The following is a 19,734-nucleotide window of genomic DNA, read 5'->3' on the forward strand; positions in this document are numbered from 1 at the left end:
CATTGGAAATAATTCCACATTAAATTCCTTTTTTTACCAAGGGCTTTCTTTTTCATACGTCATACATTTTAAATTATTAATGTGAATTTCATGTGAACTTCATGTGAATTTCAACTTCATATAGAGTAATTTCGCAATAAAACATTTCCTTTTTTATTACAAAACGAATTGAAGTTTCCAGAAGTATCCCTTCTTTACCTATAATACGAATAAAAAGATAGTACCTAAGTAAACAATTGATTTCCCTACTGGTCTTACAAAATAGTATTAACTATTTGCATACAAAAGAGTTCTTTTCATGAGTCACCTTCTTATCATGACAAAAATCTAACAAATACGCAACCATATAATATTCTAAAAAAATTAAAATTATACGAAAAAGAATTTATCACGTTCAGGGGCAATCCAAGAATCCATATTCTGTTCACTATCCTTCACTAAACGATTTACTAAAATATCATGCCATATATAATTCTCTAATAAATATATATGAACAGGATCATCTGTATAAAAAGCATTTCCTTTTTGTTCGATTGAATGACCATATATCATTTCTTTTCCATCGATTGATAAGATAAACCATTTATGACTTCCAATATTATCAACATAACTTGTTTTTCGGTGATTTTCTAATCCCTGCAATGGATTTTCAACTTGAAAAACGATACCTTTTAAACTGCATTCCTTTTCTTTTTCCTTTAAATCCACTAGTAGTTTTTCATACATCGTATCCCAAATCGATAAAATAACCTTTTTTTGTGCTCTTCGAATTAATATTTTGCAAAAAGCTAATATATTTTCTTCCCCTTTCAAAGTGGTTACTCTTGTATCCACCTCAGGTTCTTTTTTTTCAAATACTTTTAATTCTTTTTCTACATACGTGTATGTTTCTTCCCACTTCTCTCTTACTGCCTCTAAAAATACATCTACAGGTAAAGGAGAATATTGCACTGCTTCATTTACTTCTTCCTTCATTACAATGCCTTTTTGTTCAAGAGCATTCAATATTTCATATATACGTGCACGAGGGACTCCAGAATTTTTGCTAACTTGATAAGCGCTAGAAGCTCCCTGTTGAACTAATGAAACATATGCCTTTGTTTCATATTGATTTAAGCCAAGCATTTGAATTTTTTGTAGTAAATCGTCCATTGTAAGCCTCCCATATGTTTAATTCCTTCTGCAATATTATCAGTAGTCATTACTCTAATAGTAACCATAAAAATAGATGTAGTAAACATTACAACTGAATTATTAAAATTTTCATTTACATATAGCAGATAAATAGGTACTATTTTAGTAGTGACTATTTTTTTTACTTTGGATGGGGGAAATACATATGGAAGACATCAATCTCTATACAATGCTGTTTTTAATTGTTGCAGGTTTTTTAGCTGCATTTATTGATTCTGTAGTAGGTGGCGGTGGATTAATTTCTATACCGGCTTTGCTATTCACCGGGCTCCCACCATCAACGGCCGTTGCAACTAACAAACTGGCAAGTTCTATGGGAGCACTTATGAGTACCATTTCATTTATTCGATCAGGAAATGTAAATTTCAAATTGGTCTCTAAGTTATTTCCTTTAACTTTTATCGGATCTATACTTGGCGCATTTGTAGTCAAACATATTTCATCTGAAATATTAAAGCCGTTAGTACTCGTGTTATTAATCGCTGTTGCCATTTACACAATTATGAAAAAAGATTGGGGAAAAGATGCAGTATATAGCGGGGTGACTGTAAAAAAGGGAATTATTTTTTCTGTTGTTATTTTCATTATTGGATTTTATGATGGCTTTTTCGGAGCGGGAACAGGATCATTTTTGTTATTTACATTTTTAATAATTGGGTTTGATTTTGTGCAATCAGCAGGCAATGCGAAGGTTTTAAATTTTAGTAGTAACATTGCTGCACTTATCATTTTTCTTTATTTAGATATTGTTAATTTCGCATATGGACTTCCCATGGGAATTGCGATGATTTTTGGAGCTTTTGTTGGATCAAATTTTGCTATAAAAAAGGGCGTCTCTTATGTGCGAGTATTATTTATTTTTGTAACGCTACTTCTCATTGGAAAAAATATTGGAGATTATTTAGGAATCTTCTAATCAAAAATGGAATATATAACCTGAAAATGATAAAATAACTACTGTATATCGACATACTAGGAGGTTTATTTTTATCTATGGAGCACATTATTGATAATAGTTCCAAACACCATATTGAAATTTACTACGCATGTATACGCCTGCTATCTTTATTAACATTCAAAAAAGTTCCAGTTATCGAAAGAAAAAAGATCGCTTTAAAAAATACGATTAATAAACAAATAGATCATGTAAAACAAAATGACCTTTACAAATTATAAACATTATTTGTACACAACAAAAAAGGATTACCAATATCGGTAATCCTTTTTTGTTTTTTTATTTATGAAATTTAACACGAGTTTCTAACGGCTGAAATTCTTTTTCCCCTGCCGGTGCTACTGGTTTACCAAATGGCATTTGAGCGATTAATTTCCAAGTGTCTGGAATATCCCATTCTTTTTTCACTTCGTCATCAATTAATGGATTATAATGCTGCAATGTTGCGCCAAACCCTTCAATTTCTAATGCTGTCCAAATCGCAAATTGTAACATTCCTGATGATTGCTGTGACCATGTTGGAAAATTATCTTTATATAATGCAAATTTCTCTTGAAGATCTTCTACCACTTTACTGTCTTCAAAGTATAAAACTGTTCCATATCCACTTTTAAATGCATTCATTTTTTCTTCAGTTGGTGCAAAATTATTTTCTGGCACAATTTTTCGTAATGTTTCTTTCGTAATATCCCATAGTTTATCATGTTGTTCTCCTAATAAAACAACAACTCTTGCACTTTGAGAGTTAAAAGATGAAGGTGTATACTTTACGGCATGATTCACTACTTCTTGAATTTTCTCATCAGAAACAACTTGCTCTTTACTAATTGCATAAATTGATCTTCTGTCTTCAATTGCTGAATAAAAATCTTTTGCCATACTAATTCCCTCCAATTTTTATTTTGAGGCTTACTGATATGTATTATCGTATATCCCACCTTAAACTTATTAATAATAAGTTTATAACTTTATTATATCTACAAAGAAAAACAATTTCAAACAATAGCACTCATACTTTTTTAGTTTTTGTTTTTAATACTTTTTATATTCCCTAAAAATTAAAAAACAGCCTATTTTCCACTCAATTCGAGTTTCAAACAAGCTGTCTTCCTTCACTATCGACTCTTCACCTAATTAACAATCTCGAAACCATAGGACATTAGTTTATGCGTTTCTGTAAAACGTTTCATTTTGCTCTTCGTACCCATAACAACTGTTACGAGTCGTTTGTCACCTTGTTTTGCAGTCCCTGTAAAACAATAACCTGCACTATCAGTGAAACCTGTTTTCAATCCATCCATTCCTTCTATGTATAATCCTCGGTTAGCGGGATTCAACATTTCATTTGTACTCGTAACAGTCGTATTTTGAAATGCTAACTGACTTTGACGTAAATGTGTGACATCTAATATCTCTGGGTAATCTTTTACAAGGTGGTACGCTAACTTCGCTACATCAGCTACAGTCATCTTTGTTTCACTTCCATCAGCTTCTTGCAAGCCAGAAGCATTCGCAAACTTAGTTGCTTCTGATAACTCCAGTTGTTTCGCTGTTTGATTCATAAGCTCTGCAAAATCTTGCTCTGTCTTTGCTATATGCTCTGCTAAAGCAACTGCAGAATTATTGGCAGATTGGATCATTAACGCATGGTATAAGTCTTTAACCGTTATTAAATCTCCCATTTGTACCGGAATTCTAGCGCCTTCCGCTTGTGCTGATTTAGCGCTTATTTTCACTTGATCTTCCCAATGGACCTTTCCTTTATGTATATTTTCTAAAAGAATATATGCTGTCATCATCTTTGACATACTCGCTGGGGCAAGCACATCTTCTTCATGGTTTTTATACATAACTTGTCCATCACTCGCATCAATGATCATTGCTGCTTTCGCTTCAACTACTGGTACATATTTTTGCGGGATTTCTTTTTCGGACAACCCTGTCTTTGGAAGCTCTGCTACTTGTAAAAGTGAACCATTTATCACTATTTTTTCTTTTGCTTTGGAAACATTTGTACTATTCTTTTCTAGAATACTCCCCTGGAAAAAGAACCAACATGTACCCAAAATAATAGCACAGAGTATTGTTATGCTTCCCCACCCTAACCTTTTCATCACTAAATCTCCTTTTACTCTACCTATTTATAATTTCAAATTTAAACATAACAACAATGCCTTTAAATCGTCAAGGTCAAACAGGAAAGAATCTACGATAACTATTCTTTCAAGATTACTTGTTAAAAATATGGTATGCTACAAAAACATCAAATAATATAAATTTTTATTTTAATAATAAAATAGAAATTACATAATGAATATAGAGAAACGAGTGGCTTCGATACTAAAAAGCAACTCGTTTCTCTATATTGTTTTACAACATCACTCATGGTATTATATACCTTGGAATGTGAAGAGATAGACAAAGTATACACATTATAAAACCAAAAAAATTTCAAACCACATTCCATGTAATAAGAAAATATAGATGAAATACATTCTTTTTAAATTGATGTATTTATATATAAAATAGATTGGATATATGAAGCCGCCTATGAAAAATTATGTATTTTTACATGTAGCTTTCTTGCTATATTCTATTATCATGATTTACAAATGGTCCGCTAAATTTCCTGTTTCATCCATTTTGTTTTTCGCCGCTTACTTTGGACTTGTTGTGTTTCTATTTGGCTACGCTATTCTCTGGCAGCAAGTCATTAAACATTTTGAAATCTCCAAGGCATATTCGCACCGGGGTATTATTATACTATGGTTCATGCTATGGTCTGTCCTCTTTTTCGGCGATACGATAAAGTGGAACAATTTACTTGGTGCAGCTATTATTATGATTGGAATTGTGGTGGTGACGAAAGATGAATAATTATATATTGTTATATACTTTCGGCATTATTTTAGCGAATTACTCACAAATTTTACTCAAAAAAGCAACTTTACAAGAATACGATTCCGAATGGAGAGAATATGTAAATCATTATGTTATTATTGGCTATTCTTTATTTGTAATTAACGCTGGGCTAAACGTTATTGCACTAAAAGGCGTTCCATTAAAACAGGCTCCTGTATTAGAATCTCTTAGCTATGTCATTATTTTAGTGTTTGGTTGGTATTTCTTAGGAGAGAAAATAACAAAAAGAAAAATCATTGGTAACATTATCATTGGGATCGTCGTTTTTTCTATCCAATAACAAGTACACGCCCTATTATAATATCCTCGCATAAAAAAGTCCGTTATTAATAACGGACTTTTTTCATACAATCTCCACTCTCTACTGCCCTAAATTTTGAACCTTATCTTTTAAATCCTGAAATTGTTGAACTGTCTGCATAAGCTCTGAGTTTTTAAATTGTTCTACATCCATTTTCCCTTCTTCTATTTTTTTCATAGTTGTATCAATTAATGCATTTAGCTTTTCATTATATTCAACAATTTGCTGATGAATATCCTTTGCTACATCCGGAGGTGTCAATTCATTAAAAGCTGGAATATCCTTTTGAATTTCTCTCAGTTTAGTCTCTAATTCTTTTCGAGCAGCACTATCATTAATTGCCTTTTCTGCTAACCCTGGTGCCTCATTTGCAAACGCACTTACTTCATTAACGTAGTCTGTTGCCTTTTGAGCATAATCAATTGAATTCTTACCTTCTTCAACTACAGAACACCCCATTAAACCAATTGTAATTAAAAACACAAGTAACATCGTCTTTTTCAATTTCATTGTTTACCTCCTAAATAAATATTAACCTATTGTTTCTTCTACATATTTATAAACACTTATCCCTTTCGTTATACTATCATCCAAAAATACTAGCTATTTAGTTTTCATTTCCCTTTCCTCAACTTATATATTCTAGCAAAACTTTTCAATTTCCTTTTCATAATCAGTTTTGAAGAACATCAGAAGTTTTCATGGTTAAAAAGGATACTCTTTTCGATTTCCCCAATATCTCTTCATACTAAAACTGTACAGCCATGTAGTACATTTTGAAATATAAAGTGAAACTTCAATCAGTGGGGTTTTCTCCATCCCCCACTGATTATTAGCCCTCACCAATCGGGCTTTTACGGGCCCTAACTTCTTTAGAAAAGCGGAAGCGGCTCGCTCAGAATCGCAGGACGTTGAAGCACCCGACAGAGAGGCGCTTTTTGCCTCGTCCGAGGGGGCGAAACGACCGGAGATTCTAGCCGCTAGAGCTGGACAATGCTTTCGCTGAATTTTGAGGTGGAAGTATTACTGTCCTAAAATAGCGGGATAAATTGGAACCATGAACAAAATAAGCATCGTCAAAAGCGTATTTATATTCAGTAAAGTATTCTTTATATTTTCCCACATATGTATCACCTACAAGTAAATTATACATTCCTACCATTTTTATGCATGTTCTTCCCCGTCTTTCCTTATATGAACATATGAATACATCTTTAGAAAAAAAAGACATACTTAAGACTCACTTAAGTATGTCAATTCCTTTATCATCCCGTTTACTTTCCTACATATCCTATAACTGTTACAAGTTCTGATTCTATATGTACACCGATAATTTCCTCAATAATATTTGTGTATCCTTCTCCTATAGCCGCTCCATATTTTAAAGAAATTTCTTTTTTCTTATAAACTGACTGAGGTATAGTCAAAAGGAATTTCCTAAGATTCCTTTCGTCTACAGGTTCCATAAGTAACACTATGCCATCTTCCTCAAACATATAATCATCCTTTCACATACATCCCTAATATGGCTCAGTATTGCCTTTACCTGCTGGGTTCTAAACCCAATTAAAAGTACTTACATTCGATAAAGTGAAACTTTAATCAGCCCTCACGAATCAAGCTTTTACAGGAAGTTTATCTTCCACCTAACTTCTTTACTTTTGCTGAATTTTGAGATGGTGGTCTTACTGCCCTCGAATAGCGGAATAAAGCTTACATTCTTCATACTTATACTCATTTAAAAATCTCCAAAATAAAAAGCACAAACCTTGATTTAACAAGAATTTGTACTTTTATTACATATGATTTCACATCCCTTTATCCATCTCATAAAGTCTACGATATTTCTCATTTTCTACAAGAAGTTGCTCGTGACTACCTTGCATCGTGATGTGACCATCTTCAAGGAAAATAATTTCATCCACATGCTCAATCCCTATAAGATGATGTGTTACCCAAATTACAGTTTTATCTTTTGTTGCTGTAAACATCGTTTCTAATAAAGCTGATTCTGTTTTAGGATCCAAACCCATAGTCGGTTCATCCAGTACAATAATTGGTGCTTCTTGCATAAGAGTTCTTGCAAATGCGATTCTTTGTCGCTCTCCCCCAGAAAATCTCTTCCCCATTTCATGCATTTTTGTCTGAAGTCCATCTGGAAGAGACGAAATGTGTGATGCGATTTGTGCTTGTTCTAAAGCATGCCAAATCTCTTGATCGGCTGCTTCTGATCTCCCGATACGTACGTTATTCCCAATCGTTGTATCAAACAAATGTGGTTTTTGATTTAATACAGAAATATACTTAGATAAAAAATCAGTATGTGCTTTTTTCCTATCAACCAATATCTGACCATCTATTGGTTGTAATGCTCCTGTTAATAATTTTAATAAAGTAGATTTTCCTGTCCCACTTTTTCCTAAGATAGCTATCTTTTTTCCTGCTGGAATTTTAAGTGATATATTTTTCAATACGAATTCGTTACTTTCTGGATAATTATACGAAACATTTTCTAATTGAATTTCCACTTTCTTTGGTACACTAAAGTTTTTCTCTTCATATACAAAGTTGTCCTGATATTCGCTAGACGAAACGACAGCACTTTCAATACGATTAAGTCGACTTATAGAATCTATATACGATGGAATTCGATCAACTGCATCTGAGACAGGTATAAGTGCATTTGTCACTGATAATGTCATTAAAACAAACGCTGCAATAATCGTTGGGGCTATTTGTTCACTTTCTACCTGTTTTCCAGCCCACATAATCATAGAAATTACAACGATTCCTATCGTTAAGTGGATGATCCCATCTCGAATATGTTGCCAACGTTTCATCTTCTTCTCGATTTTTAGCAACGAAATATTATGCTCTGAATATTCCTTTATAAATTCAGCTGTTCGTCCACTTGCTTGCCAATCAGATAATCCAAATACAGCATCCGTTAGTTGCTGGTATAAGTGATTTTTGCCCTGCTTCAATGTAGTATGGTGCTTTCTCATCAAAAATAACGATAACATTGGAACGAAAAAAATAATAACAGCTAACATACTCCCCGCCGTAATTGCAAATATCCAATCAAACGTTCCAAGAACTGCAACAAATATACTATATACCGCTAATCCCAATATACTAGGAAAGATTGTACGCAAGTATAAATTTTGCAGATGTTCAATGTCCTCAGATAATACGCCTAATACATCTCCTGTTTGAAAACGAGAACGTAAAAACAAAGCCTGTGGTTCTACAATTCTATATAACTTTGTACGCATCTTTTCTAATATACGAAGGACTACATCATGGCCAACTAGTCGCTCCATATAATGAAAAACAGCTTGCCCTATGCTAAATGCTCGTGTTGCAACAATCGGGACATATACAGCCATTATATTTTCTGGTCGAAGAGAAGATTTAGAAATTAAATAACCTGAAATGAATAGAAGCATCGCACCTGAACTCACTCCAAAAATTCCAAGGATAACAGTTAGAAGCATTCTACCTTTATTTTGCTTTATATAAGGCCCAATCCAGTTATTCATTTTCCTTCTCTCCTTTCAGTATAAATAGCTCTTCATACGTTCCTTTTTTTATCATTCTACCTTTTTCTAAAACAAGAATATGATCCATTTGTTTCATCCAATGCATACGATGCGTTGCAAGGAAAACAAGCTTTCCTTTGAATAAACGAAGCATCGCTTGTTTTATCTCAAACTCTGTTTCAATATCAAGATGAGCCGTCGGTTCATCTAATAAAATAATAGGCTTTTTACTTAAAAGAGCACGTGCCATTGCAATTCGTTGTTCCTGTCCTCCACTCAGCATACGGCCCCCTTCTCCAATTCTTTCGTGCATTCCACTTGGTAAGGATTGAACAAGCGAACGAAGGTCTACTTCATCTATAACTTTCTCTACTTCTTCATCGGTTGCATCTGGTTCATAAAAACAAATGTTATCTTTTAATGAAATTGGAAAAACATATGGCTGTTGCGGAATATAAGCAATGTTTTGTAACCAATTTTCACGCGTTAATGAGTTTATTTTTATGCCATTTATCATTACGCTTCCATGCGTAGGCTCAAGGAAACCTGCTAACACATCGATAAATGTTGATTTCCCAGCCCCACTTTCTCCAATTATGCCAATTGCTCCATTGCCTTTCCACGAAAAACTAACGTCTCGTATCATTGCTTTTTCAGGTTCATCATTGCAAACTGATATATGTTTTAATTCCATACTACTAAAGGAATCCCATCTAATCTTTTCATCAACTGACTGAGCTAATATATTTTTTTGTTTTTGTAAAATCTCTTCAATTTGCTCCATTGCAATTTGTCCATCTAACGTCGCATGATAATTTGTCCCGACTTGGCGAATTGGCAAAAAATATTCTGGAGCTAAAATTAAAATAGTAAGAGCAGGTAATAGAATAATAGATCCGTCTATTAAGCGAATTCCAAGTCCTACTGCAACAAAAGCAATTGATAAACTTGTAAAGAAATCCAGTGCAAAAGAAGAAAGAAAAGCAACTCGCAATGTGCGAATCGTTGCCTTTCTATATCTTTTACTGACCTTTTCAATTTTACCTTCATGCTCTTTGCTCTTCCCTAAATATTTCAATGTTTCTAATCCTTTTAGCGTATCTACAAAGTGATTCGATAATACACGATATGTGTCATATTGCTTATCAGCCATTTTCTGTGCCGCTAAGCCTAAAAGAATCATAAAAACAATAACAATTGGTATTGTTATAACTAAAGTTACAGCTGAAGTAACATCAAGTGTAAAGACATATATGACAAGAAGTACTGGGACGATGCAACTTCGCATCATTTTAGGGATTGTTAACTCAATGTATGTTTTTAACTTTTCAACTCCTTCAACCGATAAGGTCACCAGATGACCAGTTCCGCTTATTTGTACAAACTTGGGTCCTAGTTTGAAATATGCTTCTATTAATTGTTTACGTAATGCTAATCCTGTTTTTTCTGCAAAGCATTCTACGAAAAACTGTGACATATGAACAAGTATTTGTCTTACGGCGAATGAAATTCCAAAGTATAGAATTTCGTTCACTACTTCCTGTACTTGTGCACCTTGAAATAAAAATGTAATAGAACGCGATAAAAATATCGCCTGTGCAATGATACTACACGCTTCCAAAATACTCATAAAACTTAATACTAAGTATAAAAACCGGCTACCAGGATACGATGGGAGTCCTCTTTGTCTTTTCATTAGTACTCCAAATCGTTGTTTGACTTAACAGGTTGTTTAAATACATAAAAACTCCATATTTGACTTCCTATAACAAACGGTAAAATAGTAATAGAAAAATAACTCATGAGTTTTAATGCATAAGCCCCTGATGCCGCATTATAAATTGTTAAATCATTCGCTGCTCCTAATGTGCTAATCATGACACGTGGGAACATACCGATAAACACACTTGCACTAAGTAAAATGATTGTTAAACTTGTCATAAAGAAAGCCCAACCATCTCTTCTTCTTTTATTTAATAATGTAGAGGCAAATAACGCTACAAAGGCTCCAATTGGAACCATAATCCACTCTGTTCCATGGACAGTAAAAATATCAGTTTTCCATAACCCTACACCTGCAAAAATAAGAAGTGTTATTAATGTAACAGGAGCAATTTTTATCGCAACAATACGTGCACGTTCCCGTAATTTACCTGTTGTACGTAAAGTAATAAATTGCAATCCATGAACAATACATAAAAGAAGGAACATTACTCCGCCAAGTAAGGCAAATGGATGAAGTAATTGCATGAACCCGCCTACAACATTTTTATTTTCATCAATTGGTACACCAACCATAAAGTTTGAAATTGTAATCCCCCAAAGTAGAGGTGGTAATGCACTTCCAATTAATATCCCCCAATCCCATATACCTTTCCATTTATGACTTTCTATTTTACCTCGGAATTTAAAAGCGACTCCTCTTATAATTAAAGCGAGAAGTATAAATACAAAAGGAATATAGAAACCACTAAATAGTGTGGCATACCAATGTGGAAATGCTGCAAACATAGCGCCACCAGCACAAACAAGCCATACTTCATTCGCGTGCCAAAACGGTCCAATTGTATTTAAATATATTCGTTTTTCCAAATCATTTTTCCCTAAAAATCTTGAAACTGTCCCTACTCCGAAATCGAAACCTTCAAGTACAAAGAAGCCAATAAATAAGGTTGAGATAATTAAAAACCACAACTCATTAAGAGACAACATACCCTTCCTCCTTATCAAACGGATCATGGCTTTGATAATCCTTTTTAGCCTTCTTATTCGCATGCCCTTTAATTATACGAACGAATAAGTACACACAAATTCCTCCTAAAATTAAATACAGTGATGTGAATGAAATAAGCGAGAATAATACTTCTCCAAATGTAACATTTGGTGATACAGCATCTTCTGTTTTCATAACGCCAAAGACAACCCAAGGTTGACGACCCATTTCCGTCATAATCCAACCTACTGTATTCCCTATAAACGGCAGTGCAATCGCATAAACTATCATCTTTAAATACCAAGGCTTTTCAATTAAGCGATCTTTTCTTGATAAAAACCATCCATAAGCTCCTAGAAGTAACATAAATGTCCCGCTCATTACCATTGCTCTAAAGCTCCAAAACATTGTACGAACTGGTGGGATATAATCTCCAGGTCCATATTTTTCTTCATATTGCTTTTGAAGTTGGTTCATCCCTTCTACTTGACCGCTAAATTTATCGTAGGACAATAGACTTAACATATATGGAATTTGAATTTCAAACGAGTTTGATTTTGTTTCCGGATTAATGTTTGCTAAAACTGTAAATGGTGCTGGATCTTCACTTGTATTCCATAACGCTTCAGCTGCTGCCATCTTCATTGGTTGTGATTTAATTAAATGCTGTGCCTGCGCATGCCCAAAGAACAATACAAACGCTGTTGCAATTGTTCCAACAATAATGGAAATTCGGAAAGATTTTTTAAACATTTCGGTTTCTTGTCTTTTCGAAATTTTCCATGCACTAACACCAGCAATAAAGAATGCACCTGTTGCCAGCGCTGCCGTAATCGTATGCGGGAACTGTACCCATAATTGTGGGTTTTGGATAATCGCCCAAAAACCATTCATTTGTGCGCGCCCATCCACCATTTCATACCCTACTGGTGCATGCATAAACGCACTTGCAGTTAAAATCCAAAATGCCGATAACATTGTTCCAAGTGATAAAAGCCAAATACATAGAAGGTGAATTCGTTTCGGGAGTTTATCCCAACCGAATACCCATAATCCAAGGAATGTAGACTCCATAAAAAAGGCTAATAGCCCTTCAATTGCAAGTGATGGTCCAAAAACATCACCAACAAAACGTGAATAAGTTGACCAGTTCATACCAAACTGAAATTCTTGTAAAATACCTGTTACAACACCTACTGCAAAGTTAACAAGGAATAACTGCGCCCAAAACTTCGTCATCTTCTGATAAATTTCTTGTCCCTTTACCACGTACAACGTTTGCATTAACGCAATGATAAAAGCTAAACCAATAGACAGCGGAACGAAAAAATAATGAAAAATCGTCGTGGATGCAAATTGAATTCGTGCTAATTCGAGCGTATCCATGTCAAAGTCACTTCCTTCTTAATTTTTTTATATGTTTAAATTAATTGAGTCGTAATGATAGAACTAATAGATCTTACAACTCAATTAATCGGAAATACGAAAAGATAGTATCATTTATGTATTGTTGGAAAATAGAAATTTTCAGTCTTTTTATACATGAAAGAAAAACATTTTTTCATGAGATTTACTTTTTTCACTATTTCCACAGTGTTTTGTTCGTTAATCGAATTGTATAATATACTTACATAATAAATTCAGATGAATTTTGACTTATTCTTGACAGGATTTTGTCTGAAATATGTCTTTTGTAATTTTTTTGAAATAGAAATTTCATATTACAAAAAACTGTTTTTTAAACATACAATCTATTTTTCAAACGATTAAAGACCAGAAAATCACTTTGCACACTTGACTTCCCCTCCAAAAAATGTCCCTGAATCCCATCCAGAAACCCTCTTACATTTTGTCAAGAGAAAAATGTATTTTCAAAATTCAAATCAAGAATATTACTATTCACAAATAGAAAAATCCCTCTCCTTTTTTATATAAAAATTCACATTTTGGTCATTTTCCAAAAGTGTACAAATATATCGAACTACTTCTACCTTCACTTCGTTTAAGGAAAACTTCTCAATTAAAGTAATAAAAACACCGAGAATGGATTACATTCCCGGTGTTTCTTTTGACTTATTTTGCTGTGTACTTTTTAATAGCTGGCATAATTTCAGTCGCAATCAATTCAATATTTTTTACAATCTTACCAAATGGCACACCACCAAAATCAATTTGTGCCATAAATCGTTGTTGCCCATATAATTCATATTGGTAGAGCATTTTCTCAATAATTTGCTGTGGACTACCAATCATTAACGCATCTCGATAATCTATCGCCCCTGTAAATTGTTGCTTCGGATAACCTCCACCACGTAATGCAAGCATACCAGCATTAATATGAGGATAGTATTCACTAAGTGCATCCTGTGAATTTTCCGCTGTATAAAATAAACTTGTTGTCGCAATTGGTAAAGTTGCTGGATCAAATCCACTTTGCTCTGCTGCTTCACGATAAGCATCTACTGAAACTTTAAAATTAATAGCCGGTCCACCTAGTGTCGTTAACATCATCGGTACACCAGCATGTCCTGCTTTAATTGCACTCGCAGGTGGTCCACCAACAGCACGCCAAACTGGTATCTTATTCTCTTTAGGTCTTGGTATAATAGTCGCGTGTTCAAGCGGTGCTCTGAACTGACCTTTCCAGGTTACACTTTCTTCGTTATTTATTTTTAATAAAAGCTCCATTTTCTCTTCAAATAATTCCTCATAATTATTTACATCGTAACCAAGTAAGCTATATCCTCCTATACGTGAACCACGTCCAGCAACAATTTCAGCTCTGCCATTTGAAATTAAATCAATTGTGGCAAAATCTTCATACACACGAACGGGATCCGATGTACTTAACACCGTTGCCGAACTAGCAATTTTAATATTTTTTGTTGCCTGTGCAATTGCTCCTAAAATAACCGTATGGGCCTGAGTTGTAAAGTACGTTTGATGGCTTTCCCCAACAGCAAAGACATCAAGTCCTGCTTCATCAGCTAACTTACTTGCCTCAATTAATTCTCGAATGCGCTGCTCTGCACTAATCTTTGAGCCTGTATGCGGATTTGGTATGTGATCCCCAATCGAATATAAACCAAACTCAATCCCTTTACTTGTATCTATACGATATTGTTGCATCATTTCTCTCTCCTTTTTACTCAATTGGTGTTAACTTTTCTTCAATTTCTACACGTCGATCTTCTAAAAATGGTGGTAAATCTAGCGCTTTACCAAGCTCTTCAACCTTTGAATCTATAGTAAATCCAGGACCATCTGTCGCAATTTCAAATAAAATACCATTTGATTCCCGAAAATATAAACTTTGGAAGTAAAAACGATCTACAATCCCTGTTGAATGAAATCCATTTTCTTTAACAACATTGTCCCAATACCGCAGTTCTTCTTCGTTTTTTACTCGGATTGCTAAATGATGAATACTTCCTCTCCCAGGCTTTTCCTTCGGTCCCTCTTTCTGTTTCACAATAATTTCTCCAAATGACTGTCCACGAACAGCCTGATAAATTGCTTCCTCATCGGAACGAGATACTTCTACATAACCAAACATTTCCTTTAAGGTTTTTCCTAAGTCATCCAAGTCACGTACTGTGATTTCAACAGTTCCCATTCCTAAAATACGATGCTTTTGATTTACAACAGAATCATCCCACGCAGACCAATATTCTGGTATCTCTTCGCCTTTATTATTTAACAGTACCAATTGTAATCCATCTGGATCTTCAAAATGTAAAGCATCTCGCCCAGCATATGTTGTAATTTCGCTATACTTTACATCCAATCGTTCAAAACGTTTTTTCCAAAATACAAGACTTTCAAATGATGGAACAAGTAAACCAATTTGTGTGATTGCATTTGTACCACGAGTCGTTCTTCCTGCCATAGACATTTCAAAAAATGAAAGCTCTGTTCCTGCACTCCCTGTTAAATCTCCATAAAACAAGTGATACATAGAAGGATTATCTTGATTAACAGTCTTTTTCACCCGGCGTAACCCTAATACCTTTTGATAGAATTGATTATTCATTTGAGCATTTTTCGTAATCATTGAAATATGATGATGTCCAGGAATTGTATACATTTTTGTTCCTCCCTTTTTCATTTGACTAATCAAGTGATAGTGCAAAAAAAATTACTCTGGTGGTAATTCTTTTTTCTGACTATGCTTATGGACACGTGTTATTAGCTTATATAGTGTTTCTTGTTCTTCTTCGTTTAATACATCATCAAAAAATGATGATTGAAATGCAAGTTGCTCCGGTAATGCTTGTTCTAAAATAGATTCCGCTTTCTCCGTAAGACTAATCATTTTCGTTTTCCAGTCCTGCTTACGTACAATATATCCTTCTTTTTCAAGACGTGCGAGCATACGCGAAATACCGCCTTGTGTAACCGTAACTTTTTCAGCTAACTCCATTTGCGTGAGTGGCTGATAAATTCGAATTTGCATGAGTACATCAAATTGAGCAGTTGTTAAATCAAAGCGTTTTAAAAAGTCATTTGACAACTGATTACTTTGGTTTGTAAAACGAATTAAGCGCAACCAAATTAACGATCCTATTGTATTTTCACGCATTTCGAATACCTCCTCATCACTGATCTTTTTATCACTTTACTACTCAACTGATAAAATTGCAAGCCAAAAATCTCTATCAGCGGACTACCGCTCCGCTGATAGAGATTTCATCTCACTTACCTTCCACATTTCCCTTTAGATCTTTAGGCAGGGTTTCATGCACTATGTTCAACTTCCTTACTTTTCTCTTTCCTCTTCTTTTTTGTTATATTTCTTATTTTTTTAACCGTTCCAGCCAACCCTGTTGGGAATCCTAATAATACAATAATATATAATAAACCTAGGAAGATCGTCCACCGTTCAAAGATTGGATACTGCGTCGCAAGTTCTGATAAATAATACTTTAGAGATTCAATAATTCCTGCGCCTGCTATTGCTCCAACTAATGTGCCAACTCCCCCAATCATTGTCATTAATAAAGCGTTTAAAGTCATTTCAATTGAAAAAACAGTTGTATTTACAAAACGCAATGTGATAACAAATAAACCACCGCTAAGCGCTGCTACTATTCCAGCAACTACACTCGCAATAATTTTATAATGAAGAATTTTAAATCCAAGTGCTTCTACACGTTGCTCATTTTGCGAAATTGCTTTCAAAACTTTTCCGATAGAGGATTGTGTAAATAGACGAAGTAATAGAAAGATTACAACTAGACAGAGGAGTGTAATGTAATAAAATGCGAAACGATCACGAAACATATCAGGTACACCAAATGTAAAACCATCTCCTCCATGCGTGACAGCTCGCCATTTTTCAGCAAGTACAAAGAATAGCTGGGAAATAGCCAGTGTTAGCATCGCATAAAAATGGCTTTTTAATCGCAAAGAGAGCAAACCAATTATATAACTGATTATCGCTGATAGTACAACCGCTACCCCGATACCGATTAAAAAACTTGCTATAGAAACTTCCTGTCGATCTAATAAGAGTGCAACACAATAAGCACCTATTCCAAAAAACATACAATGACCGAATGAAACAATTCCTGTATATCCAAGAAGAATATCAAAACTCATTGCAAATATTGCAAAGATGAAAATTTGTGTGAACAAAATGAGTAAGCTCCGTGAATCATTTACGAAAGGGAATACACTTAAACAAATCAATACGGCTATCCCAAAATATATCCCGGCCCGATTAAATGTGATGTTCACCATTTCACCCCTTTTCACCAACAAGTCCCGTTGGCTTGACTATCAAGAAAAATAATAACATTAACATATTTATTGCGAGTGATAAATCAGGTATATAATACGCTGTAAACGCTCCAGCCAAACCAACAATTAATGATGCGATTGCTGAACCTTGCACACTGCCTAATCCTCCAATAATGACCACAATAAAAGCTAAAATAGCATACTGCATCCCCATTTCAGCAAAAATAACCCCTGAATATGGTGCAAGAAGAAACCCGCCTAACGCCGCCATTCCAGCCCCTAATAAAAAGACAAATGAAAATATAGCCTTTATGTTAATGCCAAGAGCTTGAACCATCTCCTTATCTATTACACCCGCACGAATCATAAGGCCAATTTTGGTTTTACGTAGCAACAACATCAAGCCAATATAAATCAGTACCCCAACAACAATAACAAACAATCGATACTTTATTAATATAATTCCATCAAATGTGAAGCTCCCTTGTAACCATGATGGTAATTTAGCTCCAATTGGATTCGGTCCCCAAAATACTTTTATACATTCACTAAGTACGAGCATTCCACCAAGTGTAACAAGAAGTTGGCGAACATGATTTCCATAGACAGGCCGAATGAGAAATCTTTCTAAAACGAAACCAAGGAACATTCCCATCACAACTGCTCCAATTAATGCAAGTATATAACTACCGGTCATGTTGAATAACCAAACCCCTGTAAAGGCTCCCCATGCAAACAAGCCACCATGGGCAAAATTAAGGACGCTCATTAAGCCAAAAATAAGTGACAGTCCAGATGCTAACAAGAAAATAAGCATACCTGTTGAAACGCCGTTGACAAACAAGTTAACTAACACGTCCACGTCCTATACCTCCTCCGCATCAATGTTAAGAAATCCCTAGATATTTATGACATGTTTCCTTATCTTCTTTCAGTTCATTCATTGGACCTTTGTGTACGATTTTCCCATTATCCATAATGTAAAAATAATCACCTATTTGACTTGCCATCATAAAATTTTGTTCCACAAGTAAAACAGTTGTTTTCTCTTTCATTTTCAAAATAGCCGACATTAACTTTTCAATCATAATTGGTGCTAACCCTTTACTTGGCTCATCGATAAGCAACAATCCCTCACTATTAATGAACGCCCTTGAAATTGCTAGCATTTGCTTTTGCCCTCCGCTTAAAAATCCACTCTTTTTATGCCAATATTGTTTTAAGTCTGGAAATAAATCGAGCATCCATTCTACCTTTTCCGCATATTCTATCCCTTTCTTCGCTCCAGCAAGAGCAAATGTTTCTTCTACCGTTAAATCATGAAAGATTCCTTGATTCTCTGGCACATACCCCATACCTTTTCGCGAAATTAAATGAGTGGATAAACCATTTACTTTTTCATCACCATAATAAACCTCTCCATTAGAAATCCGATGAAATCCCATGATAGAACGTAAAGTTGTTGTTTTTCCAGCACCGTTTCTTCCGAACAACACTGTGATTGTTCCTTTCTCAACCTCAAAAGAAACACCTTGCAAAATATGAAACTGATCCAAATACGTTTCTATATTATCCACTTTTAATAGTGTCACCGTGTAATCCTCCTAAATATGCCGTTTGTACACGCTCATCCTTCATAATTTCCTCTGGCACTCCTTCAGCTAATAATTCACCATGGAATAATACAATAAGATGATCTGACAAATGCAAAATCATATCCATTTTGTGTTCAATAAGTACAATTGTATTCTCTCGATTTTTCTTTATATTCTCTATTACTTGAAGAATAGCCGGGACTTCCTCAACAGAAATACCTGCTGTCGGTTCATCAAGAAGCAATACATCTGTCCTGAGTGCCAACAGCATAGCCAGTTCTAATTTCCTCTTTTCGCCATGTGCTAAATCTTTCGCTAACACTTCTTCTTTTTCATGAAGCAATACTGTCTTCAAAAGCCGCCTTGCCTCTCCCATCTGTTGTTTCAATCGAGAGGAACTTGGAAAAAAACGATAATAATCTTGGACAAAAGACTGTACACTTAAACGTACATTTTCAATCACTGTTAATTCTGGAAAGATGTTCGTGAGCTGAAAAGAACGCCCCATTCCAAGGCGCGTTCGCTCTGGAATCGATAACTTTGTAATATCACGTTCTTTAAAATAAATCTCTCCTTTTGTTGGAGTAATCTGTCCACTTAACAAGTTAAATAGAGTTGTCTTTCCTGCTCCATTCGGTCCAATGATAGAAATAAGTTTCCCTTTTTGTATCGTCAAATTTACATTTTTAATAACATGATGTTCTCCAAATGAGACACAAAGGTCTCTAGTCTCTAACAAATTCTTCACTCTATTGTCCTCCCCCATAAAA

20 protein-coding genes are annotated in these 19,734 nt (G+C 34.6%); 4 read left to right on the forward strand and 16 right to left on the reverse strand.

Translation table 11 applies throughout. From position 1 onward, the window contains the following. Positions 1 to 369: 369 nt before the first annotated feature. Positions 370 to 1,152 carry a TrmB family transcriptional regulator gene (locus Y7E_RS0115445; RefSeq protein WP_017152176.1) on the reverse strand — a complete coding sequence of 261 codons (783 nt, stop codon included), beginning with the start codon at positions 1,150 to 1,152 and terminating at the stop codon, positions 370 to 372. A 187-nt stretch (positions 1,153 to 1,339) separates the two neighbouring features. Here Y7E_RS0115445 and Y7E_RS0115450 point away from each other — a divergent pair, with 187 nt between their 5' ends. Further along, on the forward strand, positions 1,340 to 2,110 hold the full coding sequence (locus Y7E_RS0115450; RefSeq protein WP_017152177.1) for a sulfite exporter TauE/SafE family protein: 771 nt from the start codon (positions 1,340 to 1,342) through the stop codon (positions 2,108 to 2,110). A gap of 77 nt (positions 2,111 to 2,187) precedes the next feature. Next, complete coding sequence (locus Y7E_RS0115455; RefSeq protein WP_017152178.1) at positions 2,188 to 2,370, forward strand: hypothetical protein; 183 nt, start codon at positions 2,188 to 2,190, stop codon at positions 2,368 to 2,370. Between the two features lie 58 nt (positions 2,371 to 2,428). On the opposite strand, the gene Y7E_RS0115460 is transcribed toward Y7E_RS0115455, so the two are convergent. Both Y7E_RS0115460 and Y7E_RS0115465 read right to left on the reverse strand, forming a co-directional pair. Next, complete coding sequence (locus Y7E_RS0115460; RefSeq protein WP_017152179.1) at positions 2,429 to 3,028, reverse strand: nitroreductase family protein; 600 nt, start codon at positions 3,026 to 3,028, stop codon at positions 2,429 to 2,431. 251 nt (positions 3,029 to 3,279) lie between these two features. Continuing rightward, complete coding sequence (locus Y7E_RS0115465) at positions 3,280 to 4,263, reverse strand: D-alanyl-D-alanine carboxypeptidase family protein (RefSeq protein ID WP_017152180.1); 984 nt, start codon at positions 4,261 to 4,263, stop codon at positions 3,280 to 3,282. Between the two features lie 424 nt (positions 4,264 to 4,687). On the opposite strand from Y7E_RS0115465, the gene Y7E_RS0115470 reads away from it, so the two are divergent. Then, entirely contained in the window at positions 4,688 to 5,026 is a 339-nt protein-coding gene (locus Y7E_RS0115470) for an EamA family transporter (protein WP_026049225.1), read from the forward strand. After that, entirely contained in the window at positions 5,019 to 5,351 is a 333-nt protein-coding gene (locus tag Y7E_RS0115475) for an EamA family transporter (protein WP_017152182.1), read from the forward strand. The genes Y7E_RS0115470 and Y7E_RS0115475 overlap by 8 nt, the downstream gene beginning before the upstream one ends. A gap of 81 nt (positions 5,352 to 5,432) precedes the next feature. On the opposite strand, the gene Y7E_RS0115480 is transcribed toward Y7E_RS0115475, so the two are convergent. The 13 genes from Y7E_RS0115480 to Y7E_RS0115545 form a co-directional block, all read right to left on the reverse strand. Further along, positions 5,433 to 5,882: a DUF6376 family protein gene (locus Y7E_RS0115480; protein ID WP_017152183.1), complete on the reverse strand. Its 450-nt coding sequence runs from the start codon at positions 5,880 to 5,882 to the stop codon at positions 5,433 to 5,435. Positions 5,883 to 6,646: 764 nt separating this feature from the next. Continuing rightward, positions 6,647 to 6,868, reverse strand: coding sequence for a hypothetical protein (locus Y7E_RS0115490; RefSeq protein WP_017152185.1), 222 nt, complete (start codon positions 6,866 to 6,868; stop codon positions 6,647 to 6,649). Between the two features lie 312 nt (positions 6,869 to 7,180). Beyond that, positions 7,181 to 8,914, reverse strand: a complete 1,734-nt coding sequence (cydC, locus tag Y7E_RS0115495) for a thiol reductant ABC exporter subunit CydC (protein WP_017152186.1) — start codon at positions 8,912 to 8,914, stop codon at positions 7,181 to 7,183. After that, the gene (gene cydD / locus Y7E_RS0115500) at positions 8,907 to 10,610 is read right to left on the reverse strand and encodes a thiol reductant ABC exporter subunit CydD (RefSeq protein ID WP_017152187.1); all 1,704 of its coding nucleotides are present in this window, start codon (positions 10,608 to 10,610) and stop codon (positions 8,907 to 8,909) included. The genes cydC and cydD overlap by 8 nt, the downstream gene beginning before the upstream one ends. Continuing rightward, positions 10,610 to 11,626, reverse strand: a complete 1,017-nt coding sequence (gene cydB, locus Y7E_RS0115505) for a cytochrome d ubiquinol oxidase subunit II (protein WP_017152188.1) — start codon at positions 11,624 to 11,626, stop codon at positions 10,610 to 10,612. Before cydB ends, cydD begins: the two co-directional genes overlap by 1 nt. Continuing rightward, complete coding sequence (locus Y7E_RS0115510; protein ID WP_017152189.1) at positions 11,613 to 13,013, reverse strand: cytochrome ubiquinol oxidase subunit I; 1,401 nt, start codon at positions 13,011 to 13,013, stop codon at positions 11,613 to 11,615. The genes cydB and Y7E_RS0115510 overlap by 14 nt, the downstream gene beginning before the upstream one ends. Positions 13,014 to 13,700: 687 nt before the next feature. Continuing rightward, the gene (locus tag Y7E_RS0115515; protein ID WP_017152190.1) at positions 13,701 to 14,756 is read right to left on the reverse strand and encodes an LLM class flavin-dependent oxidoreductase; all 1,056 of its coding nucleotides are present in this window, start codon (positions 14,754 to 14,756) and stop codon (positions 13,701 to 13,703) included. Positions 14,757 to 14,772: 16 nt separating this feature from the next. Next, positions 14,773 to 15,714: a ring-cleaving dioxygenase gene (locus Y7E_RS0115520; RefSeq protein WP_017152191.1), complete on the reverse strand. Its 942-nt coding sequence runs from the start codon at positions 15,712 to 15,714 to the stop codon at positions 14,773 to 14,775. Between the two features lie 51 nt (positions 15,715 to 15,765). Further along, a complete protein-coding gene (locus Y7E_RS0115525; protein ID WP_017152192.1) occupies positions 15,766 to 16,209 on the reverse strand; it encodes a MarR family winged helix-turn-helix transcriptional regulator in 444 nt (147 codons plus the stop codon). Between the two features lie 155 nt (positions 16,210 to 16,364). Next, positions 16,365 to 17,369: a branched-chain amino acid ABC transporter permease gene (locus Y7E_RS0115530; RefSeq protein ID WP_051128664.1), complete on the reverse strand. Its 1,005-nt coding sequence runs from the start codon at positions 17,367 to 17,369 to the stop codon at positions 16,365 to 16,367. 1 nt (position 17,370) lies between these two features. Next, a complete protein-coding gene (locus Y7E_RS0115535) occupies positions 17,371 to 18,231 on the reverse strand; it encodes a branched-chain amino acid ABC transporter permease (protein ID WP_017152194.1) in 861 nt (286 codons plus the stop codon). Between the two features lie 25 nt (positions 18,232 to 18,256). Next, positions 18,257 to 18,961, reverse strand: coding sequence for a branched-chain amino acid ABC transporter ATP-binding protein (locus Y7E_RS0115540; RefSeq protein WP_017152195.1), 705 nt, complete (start codon positions 18,959 to 18,961; stop codon positions 18,257 to 18,259). Continuing rightward, complete coding sequence (locus Y7E_RS0115545) at positions 18,939 to 19,712, reverse strand: ABC transporter ATP-binding protein (protein ID WP_017152196.1); 774 nt, start codon at positions 19,710 to 19,712, stop codon at positions 18,939 to 18,941. Before Y7E_RS0115545 ends, Y7E_RS0115540 begins: the two co-directional genes overlap by 23 nt. Positions 19,713 to 19,734: the final 22 nt, after the last annotated feature.

Origin of the sequence: Bacillus bingmayongensis (genome assembly GCF_000299035.1) — a bacterium.
GTDB classification, from domain to species: domain Bacteria; phylum Bacillota; class Bacilli; order Bacillales; family Bacillaceae_G; genus Bacillus_A; species Bacillus_A bingmayongensis.

Bases quoted from the DNA above. Each gene is read 5' to 3' on its own strand.
- Y7E_RS0115445 (WP_017152176.1), bottom strand. From the start codon at position 1,152: ATGGACGATTTACTACAAAAAATTCAAATGCTTGGCTTAAATCAATAT.
- Y7E_RS0115450 (WP_017152177.1), top strand. From the start codon at position 1,340: ATGGAAGACATCAATCTCTATACAATGCTGTTTTTAATTGTTGCAGGT.
- Y7E_RS0115455 (WP_017152178.1), top strand. From the start codon at position 2,188: ATGGAGCACATTATTGATAATAGTTCCAAACACCATATTGAAATTTAC.
- Y7E_RS0115460 (WP_017152179.1), bottom strand. From the start codon at position 3,028: ATGGCAAAAGATTTTTATTCAGCAATTGAAGACAGAAGATCAATTTAT.
- Y7E_RS0115465 (WP_017152180.1), bottom strand. From the start codon at position 4,263: ATGAAAAGGTTAGGGTGGGGAAGCATAACAATACTCTGTGCTATTATT.
- Y7E_RS0115470 (WP_026049225.1), top strand. From the start codon at position 4,688: ATGAAGCCGCCTATGAAAAATTATGTATTTTTACATGTAGCTTTCTTG.
- Y7E_RS0115475 (WP_017152182.1), top strand. From the start codon at position 5,019: ATGAATAATTATATATTGTTATATACTTTCGGCATTATTTTAGCGAAT.
- Y7E_RS0115480 (WP_017152183.1), bottom strand. From the start codon at position 5,882: ATGAAATTGAAAAAGACGATGTTACTTGTGTTTTTAATTACAATTGGT.
- Y7E_RS0115490 (WP_017152185.1), bottom strand. From the start codon at position 6,868: ATGTTTGAGGAAGATGGCATAGTGTTACTTATGGAACCTGTAGACGAA.
- cydC (WP_017152186.1), bottom strand. From the start codon at position 8,914: ATGAATAACTGGATTGGGCCTTATATAAAGCAAAATAAAGGTAGAATG.
- cydD (WP_017152187.1), bottom strand. From the start codon at position 10,610: ATGAAAAGACAAAGAGGACTCCCATCGTATCCTGGTAGCCGGTTTTTA.
- cydB (WP_017152188.1), bottom strand. From the start codon at position 11,626: ATGTTGTCTCTTAATGAGTTGTGGTTTTTAATTATCTCAACCTTATTT.
- Y7E_RS0115510 (WP_017152189.1), bottom strand. From the start codon at position 13,013: ATGGATACGCTCGAATTAGCACGAATTCAATTTGCATCCACGACGATT.
- Y7E_RS0115515 (WP_017152190.1), bottom strand. From the start codon at position 14,756: ATGCAACAATATCGTATAGATACAAGTAAAGGGATTGAGTTTGGTTTA.
- Y7E_RS0115520 (WP_017152191.1), bottom strand. From the start codon at position 15,714: ATGTATACAATTCCTGGACATCATCATATTTCAATGATTACGAAAAAT.
- Y7E_RS0115525 (WP_017152192.1), bottom strand. From the start codon at position 16,209: ATGCGTGAAAATACAATAGGATCGTTAATTTGGTTGCGCTTAATTCGT.
- Y7E_RS0115530 (WP_051128664.1), bottom strand. From the start codon at position 17,369: ATGGTGAACATCACATTTAATCGGGCCGGGATATATTTTGGGATAGCC.